Origin of the sequence: Arthrobacter sp. 2YAF22_2 (assembly GCF_052114645.1) — a bacterium.
In the GTDB taxonomy this organism is placed as follows: domain Bacteria; phylum Actinomycetota; class Actinomycetes; order Actinomycetales; family Micrococcaceae; genus Arthrobacter.
Window position 1 is genome coordinate 1 of record NZ_JBFRFD010000176.1, and the last position, 6495, is coordinate 6495.

6 protein-coding genes are annotated in these 6495 nt (G+C 66.5%); 2 read left to right on the forward strand and 4 right to left on the reverse strand.

Annotation, left to right across the window (positions count from 1 at the left end; all coding sequences use genetic code 11):
- Positions 1 to 116 precede the first annotated feature (116 nt).
- Complete coding sequence (locus tag AB4Y86_RS09125; RefSeq protein ID WP_441401927.1) at positions 117 to 1472, forward strand: MFS transporter; 1356 nt, start codon at positions 117 to 119, stop codon at positions 1470 to 1472.
- Between the two features lie 25 nt (positions 1473 to 1497).
- On the opposite strand, the gene AB4Y86_RS09130 is transcribed toward AB4Y86_RS09125, so the two are convergent.
- The gene (locus tag AB4Y86_RS09130) at positions 1498 to 2427 is read right to left on the reverse strand and encodes a LysR substrate-binding domain-containing protein (RefSeq protein WP_441401928.1); all 930 of its coding nucleotides are present in this window, start codon (positions 2425 to 2427) and stop codon (positions 1498 to 1500) included.
- A gap of 68 nt (positions 2428 to 2495) precedes the next feature.
- Positions 2496 to 3383 (reverse strand): glycerophosphodiester phosphodiesterase, encoded by an 888-nt coding sequence (locus AB4Y86_RS09135; RefSeq protein ID WP_441401929.1) that lies wholly within the window; start codon positions 3381 to 3383, stop codon positions 2496 to 2498.
- A gap of 50 nt (positions 3384 to 3433) precedes the next feature.
- Between AB4Y86_RS09135 and AB4Y86_RS09140 the strand changes: the two genes are divergently transcribed.
- Entirely contained in the window at positions 3434 to 4744 is a 1311-nt protein-coding gene (locus AB4Y86_RS09140; protein ID WP_441401930.1) for a DUF445 domain-containing protein, read from the forward strand.
- Positions 4745 to 4809: 65 nt separating this feature from the next.
- Here the strand turns inward: AB4Y86_RS09140 and AB4Y86_RS09145 are convergent, their stop codons facing one another.
- On the reverse strand, positions 4810 to 5988 hold the full coding sequence (locus tag AB4Y86_RS09145) for an MFS transporter (protein WP_441401932.1): 1179 nt from the start codon (positions 5986 to 5988) through the stop codon (positions 4810 to 4812).
- 89 nt (positions 5989 to 6077) lie between these two features.
- The coding region (locus AB4Y86_RS09150; protein ID WP_441401931.1) for a respiratory nitrate reductase subunit gamma at positions 6078 to 6495 on the reverse strand (418 nt) is incomplete at its 5' end.

A 6495-nucleotide genomic window follows, 5' to 3' on the forward strand; every position in this document is an offset into this window, starting at 1 on the left:
GAATTCTCCGGCACCTTCCTGGTCCCTGACGACCTGGACGTGATTCCTTTCTCCACCGTCATCGACAAAGAAGCCGATGACGCCCCCTACACTGAAGTGGAAATGGCGCCCTCCCTATGAAAACACCGACACAGACACCCGCCTCGGGCCAGTTGCAGGCTCCGGAGAGCCTGAAGGAGACGGGCTTCAATACCCCGCAGATGCGGCGTATCTTGGCGTCCTCCTTCATCGGCAGCGCGATCGAGTTCTACGACTTCATCCTCTACGCCACTGCCGCCTCGTTGGTGTTCAACAAGGTCTTCTTCACCAACCTCGATCCCGCCGTGGCCGTCTTTGCCTCATTCGCCACCCTGGCGGTCGGTTACCTGGCGCGCCCGATCGGCGGCATCGTCTTCGGCCACTTCGGCGACAAGCTGGGCCGCAAGGGCGTTCTGATTACCTCGATGCTCATGATGGGCATCGCGACGACCCTGATCGGGCTGTTGCCCACGACGGCGCAGGTGGGAATGCTCGCCCCGGTGGCTCTGATCGTGCTCCGCGTGGTGCAGGGCCTGGCCGTTGGCGGCGAGTGGGGCGGCGCCATGCTCATGGCGCTGGAACACGCGCCCAAGGAACGCCGTGGCTTCGCTGCCAGCTTCGCAAACATGGGCGGTCCAGCCGGTGCGGTACTGGCCACCCTCGCCGTGTCCGCGGTTTCCGTCCTGCCCAACAATCAGTTTCTCAGCTGGGGCTGGCGGATACCCTTCCTCATCAGCATCGCCCTTATCGCCATTGGCCTCGTCATCAGGCTCAAGGTTTCCGAGTCCCCGCTGTTCCTCGCACTGGAGAACAATGCAGAGGAAAAGAAGATCCCCATCATGGAGGTTCTCACCAAGTACCCGGTGAGCGTCATCAAGGGCACCATCGTGGGCATGAGCTCCTATACCGTGCAAGGTCTGATGACGGTCTGGGCCATCTCTTTCGTGGTCGACAGCGCCGGCATGGACCGCACCGCGGTCCTGAACGTCAAAGCAATTGGCGCAGCGCTGACCGTCGTAGGCATCTGGTTCGCTGCCCGCTACTCTGACAAGCTGGGCCGCCGGCCGGTCATGTTCGCCGGCATCATCGTCGGCGCCGTCATGGCGCTGCCCATCATGTGGATGCTAGAACTAGGTGAGCTGTGGCTGTTCGCTCTTGCGCTCTTCGTAGCCAACGGCATCATCCAGGCCGCAATCTTCGGACCCTTCGGCGCGTTTTCCGCCGAGCTGTTCCCCACTCGCATCCGGTACACCGGCGCCTCGTTGGTCTATCAGCTCTCCTCGACCCTCGGCGCCGGGTTCACACCGATGATCATCAGCGGACTGGTGCTTGCGTCGGGCGGATCGCTCTGGCTGACAGGCGCCGTCTGGGCAGGGACCTTCGTCCTCGCGGGGCTGTGCCTGCTGACCGTCAAGGAAGGCAGAGACCAAGACCTCACCGCGGAGAACATCTAGCCCTCCCCCGAAGTACGGGAGTCGGTCAGCCCTTGCGGCCGGCCGGCTCCCGTTCCTTCTTCTCCCCGGTCTCGATGCAGAAGTCAATGAAGGCCCGCAGGCGCAGGCTAGGGCGGTCGGATTCGATATACGCCACACAGATATCACTGTGGCCCACGCTGTCCTCGATCTCCAGGACGGCCAGCGGCAGGGCATCGTAGCTCAGATCAACGGGCGGCCGCTGAACCAGGACGGTGTAACCGAGGCCCTTGGCCACCATGCCCCGCACCGCTTCCAGGCTGCTGGACTTCCACACGATTTTCGGGTCAAGACCAGACTCGCGCAAGTTGGCCAGCTGGTTGTCCCGGACCGAGGGGATATCCAGGGAGACAAAGTCGTCGTTGGCCAGCTCGGCAAGGCGTATTGTCTTTCGCTGGGCCGCCCAGTGGCCCTGGGACACGAGTACATAAGGGACCCCGGACATCACCGTGGTCCATCCCGCGCGCGGGACCAGGTGACGGGTGTGCGTCAACACGGCATCGAGATAGCCGTCCAGCATGCGTTCCTGGAGTTCACCGCCGTCGCCTTCGATCAATGTCACCTCCAGGCCGGGGTTGGGCTTCATAAAGCCATGGCCAATCTCAGGGAGCCAGAAGGCCGAAAGGCCGCTGTAGCAACCAATAACCAGCGGGCCTACGAGCCGGTCTTGCCGCTCGATGACCCTGCCCTGCACCTCCTCGGCATGCCGGACCAAGGCCTTGGCGTCACGCAGGAAGTGCGACCCTACGGCAGTCAACACGATGCCCCGCGCCCGGTGACGGACCACCAGTTGGGAGCCCACGATCCGCTCCAGCTCGGTGAGGGCCTGCGACATCGCGGCCTGCGAGATATGGGAGGCCGCAGCAGCGGCCGAAATCGAACCTTGATCGGCGACGGCGAGGAAATACTGCAACTGCTTAAGGGTGTAATCAAGCACTTACCCAGCGTAGAGGACGGACCCGCCGCTGCGGGGCGGCAGAACAACCGGCAGGCGCCTCTTCGAGCCTAGAGCGGGGCGAGGACCTGAGAGAGAACTTCGGCGGGGCGGTTGGTGGTGATCTCCTGGATCCCCAGCTCGCGGCAGAGGGCGACGTCGTCCGCCGAATCCACCGTCCAGACCCGGAAGCGGCGGCCGGAATCCAGCCAGCGCCGGACCGTGCGCGCATGACCGCGGACGTAGTCGACACCGGGCCCGGCCAGACCCACCTCGCCGTCGTCCAGGATCCGCTCCCCCTCGCTCTGAGCGGCCTTCAGGACATTGGCGACGGCGCCGCCGGTGAGGATCCCCAGACCCAATTCCTCCCGGATTTCGTCGACGTTTACATCGTCGACGAGCTGGCAGATCGCCGCCGCCGGTACGGACTCCAGCAGGTGCTTCACCGAGTCGGGGCTGAAGCTCATGAAGGAGACCCGGATGTTGTCCAGCATCGAGGTGGCAGGGTTCCAGCCCTCAGCCCCGAGCACCGCCAGGACCCGGTCCTCAAGCTTGAGCTGGTAGGGGCTCGGATGCTTGAATTCGATCGCCAGCCCAATCTCGCGGCCTGCCAGGCGCAGCACGTCCAATAGTTCAGGGAGGGTGAGGAACTGCTCGGACGGGGCGCCAAATCCCTCGGGAATCCGGGTGCCCTTCCAGGAGCAGAAGTCCAGCAGCCGCAGCTCCTCCAGGGTGCGGTCCGCGACCGGGCCGGTGCCGTCCGAGGTGCGGTCGAGGTTGGCATCGTGGAGCAGCACCACGTGCTGGTCCCGCGTCAGGTGGACGTCGCATTCGACGCCGTCGACGCCGTCGGCGATCGCCTGGAGATAGGCGGCACGGGTGTGCTCGGCGAAGGCCGCGCTGGAGCCGCGGTGGGCGTAGATGAGCGGACGGGCGGCTGCGGACTCCTCGGTGGTCATGCTGACACGTTAGCGGACGTCCGTTGCGGATGCCGGGCTAGGCTGGGCACATGCAGGTGAACACTGAGCAACCCGTCCGTCCGGCCGTCCCTGCGCCCGGCGGCGAACACCGGCTCTCCGCCGCGGATGCCGACAAGGCCGCGGCGCTGCGGAAGATGAAGCTGCTGGCGGTATCACTGCTGATCGGCATGGCTGTCATCTTCGTCGTCGCCTTCGCGCTGCAGAAGCAGTACCCGTGGCTGGAGTACGTGCGGGCCGCGGCGGAGGGCGGCATGGTGGGCGCCCTTGCCGACTGGTTCGCCGTGACAGCCCTGTTCAAGTACCCGATGGGCCTCAAAATCCCGCACACCGCGATCATCCCCCGGCGCAAGGACCAGATCGGTGCGTCGCTGGGCGAATTTGTGGAGACCAATTTCCTCTCCGAACAGGTGGTTAAGGAGAAACTGGCCAGCGTGGACCTCRCCCGGAAAGTCGGCAGCTGGCTGTCCGGACCCGGCGGCGCCGAGCGGGTGGCCAAGGAGGGCGCCGCGGTGATCCGTGGCGCGTTTAAGGTATTGAACGACGACGACGTCCAGGCGGTCATCGAGGGGATGGTCCGCCGGCACCTGCTGACCCCGCCGTGGGGACCTCCGGTGGGGCGGCTCGCCGAGCGTGTGTTCGACGACGGCCACCACCACGCGCTCGTGGATCTGCTCGTGGACCGCGCCGTTGACTGGGTGCGGGACAACCACGAAACGGTTAACCGGCTGGTCACTGACCGCTCCCCCACCTGGGTGCCCACCTTCGTGGACGGGCTGGTGGGCGACAAGGTCTACGTGGAGATCCTGAAGTTCACCCGGGCCGTGCAGTCGGATCCGCAGCACCAGGTGCGGCTGGCGATCGACAAGTACCTCAAGGAACTGGCCCAGGACCTCCAGCACGATCCGGTCATGATCGCGCGCGCCGAAGGAGTCAAGGCCCAGGTGCTCGGCGACCCGGAGGTCCGCGAACTCGCCTCCCGCACGTGGGGCACGATCAAGGCCGCGCTGCTCGCCGCCGTCGACGATCCGCACAGCGAGCTGACGGTGCGCTTTAAGGCTGCCGTGCACGACTTCGGCACCCGTCTGGTAGTTGACCCCGAGTTGGCCGGAAAGGTGAACACCTGGATCGGCGACGCCGCGGGGTACCTCGTCAACAACTACCGTTCAGACATTGCCGGCGTGATCACCGAAACGGTGGCCCGCTGGGACGCCGAGGAAACCTCGCAGAAAATCGAGCTCCAGGTGGGCAAGGACCTGCAGTTCATCCGGATCAACGGCACGGTGGTGGGAGCGCTGGCCGGCCTGGCCATTTTCACCGTGGCGCACTTCGTCTTCGGCTAGACGGGATGGAGCTGGCGGATACGGCGGCGAAGCTGACAAGCCGCCAGAACCGGCGGCGCGAACGTCTAGGCGGTCGCGACCTTGGCCCGGGCGCGGCCGCGCAGGGCGAAAACCGTGTAGGCGAGCGCCACTAGCGCAGTGACCACAAGCAGCAGCAACCCGATCGAGTAGCTGTGGGTCGCGGCGTCGTAGGTGGCGCCCATGACCAGTGGCGGGAAGTAGCCGCCGAGRCCGCCGGCGGCGCTGACCACCCCGCTGATGCTGCCGACCTTGCCGGGCGGCGCTAGCACTCCGACCCAGGCGAAGACGCCGCCGGTGCCCAGGCCCAGTGCCGCCGCCATGGCGACGAACGTCAGGCCGGCGGGCACATCGCCGTCGGGCTGGAGGTTCACCACCCAAGCGAGCACGGCGACGCCGGCGAGCGAGACCACCACCACGGGTTTAGGGCCGAACCGGTCCGCGAGGACGCCGCCCACCGGCCGGGCCAGCACGGCGGCCAGGGCGAAGCCTGCCGTGCGGGCGCCGGCGGCGCTGGGATCGAAGCTGTAGACGTCCCGGAGGTAGGTGGGCAGGTAGGTCGCGAAGGACACGAAGCCGCCGAAGACGACGGCGTAGAGGAAACACATCTTCCAGGTCACCGGCGCTTTCGCGGCGTCGAGCAGCTTGGGCAGGACCGGAGCATTGTTGCGGCTCCAGCCCGGGGCTTCCTTCATCAGGAACCAGACCAGCGCGGCCATTACGGCCAGGACGCCGGCGATCAGCAGGTGCGTCGGGAAGTAGCCGATCCAGGCGACCAGGCGGGGGTTCAGGAAGGCGGCGAGGGCGGTGCCTCCCATCCCGGCGCCGAAGACCCCGGTGGCGAAGCCTCGCCGTGAAGGTTCGAACCAGGCACTGACGAAGGGGATGCCGACGGCGAAGACCGTTCCGGCAACACCCAGGAGCAGGCCGGCGCCCAGCACCAGGGCGAAGGATCGGATGGTGCCGCCGACGGCCACCAGCAGAATCGGGACGATGGCAGCCAGCAGGACGAAGCTGAACAGCGCGCGGCCGCCGTACTTGTCCGTCAGGGCGCCGACGACGATCCTTCCCAGCGAGCCGACGAAGACCGGCATCGCGACGAGGATGCCCGTGGTGGCAGCGTTGAGGTGCAGGTTCTGCGTATAGAACGCCCCTAGGGTGGCCACCGAGTTCCATGCCCAGAACCCGGCCACCGAGGCGGCGGTGGCCAGCACCAGGTTGCGCATCCGGCCGCCCTCGGCGACTGCGGGCTGGGGTACTCCTCCGGCCAACGGGGCCTCCTCTCGATTCGGCAACTCAGGTCAGCAGGTTCCGGTCAGCGGTTGCGGGTGTCACGGTCGCGGGTGCCGACGGCGGACCAGCCGCGGCGGGCGGCGGTGCCGGAGGGCCGCGCCGCCGCGGTGCCTGCTGTGCTGCGCTCCCGGTCCCGGTCCCGGGAGCGGTACACGATGTAGGGGCGGAAGAGGTAGTGGAAGGGCGCGGTAAAGGCGTGGACCAGGCGTGTGAACGGCCAGATGACGAACAGCGCCATGCCTACCAGGGTGTGCAGGTGGAACGAGAACGGGGCCGCCGCCATCGCCGCGAGATCAGGCTGGAAGACAAACAGCGAGCGGAACCACGGGGCCACGGTCTCGCGGTAGTTGTGCCCGTGCTCGCCCTCAAAAACGCTCGCCAGGGTGGTCCACAGCCCGAATACAATGGCGGCCGTCAGCACCACGTACATGGTCTTGTCG

Bases quoted from the DNA above. Each gene is read 5' to 3' on its own strand.
- AB4Y86_RS09125 (WP_441401927.1), top strand. From the start codon at position 117: ATGAAAACACCGACACAGACACCCGCCTCGGGCCAGTTGCAGGCTCCG.
- AB4Y86_RS09135 (WP_441401929.1), bottom strand. From the start codon at position 3,383: ATGACCACCGAGGAGTCCGCAGCCGCCCGTCCGCTCATCTACGCCCAC.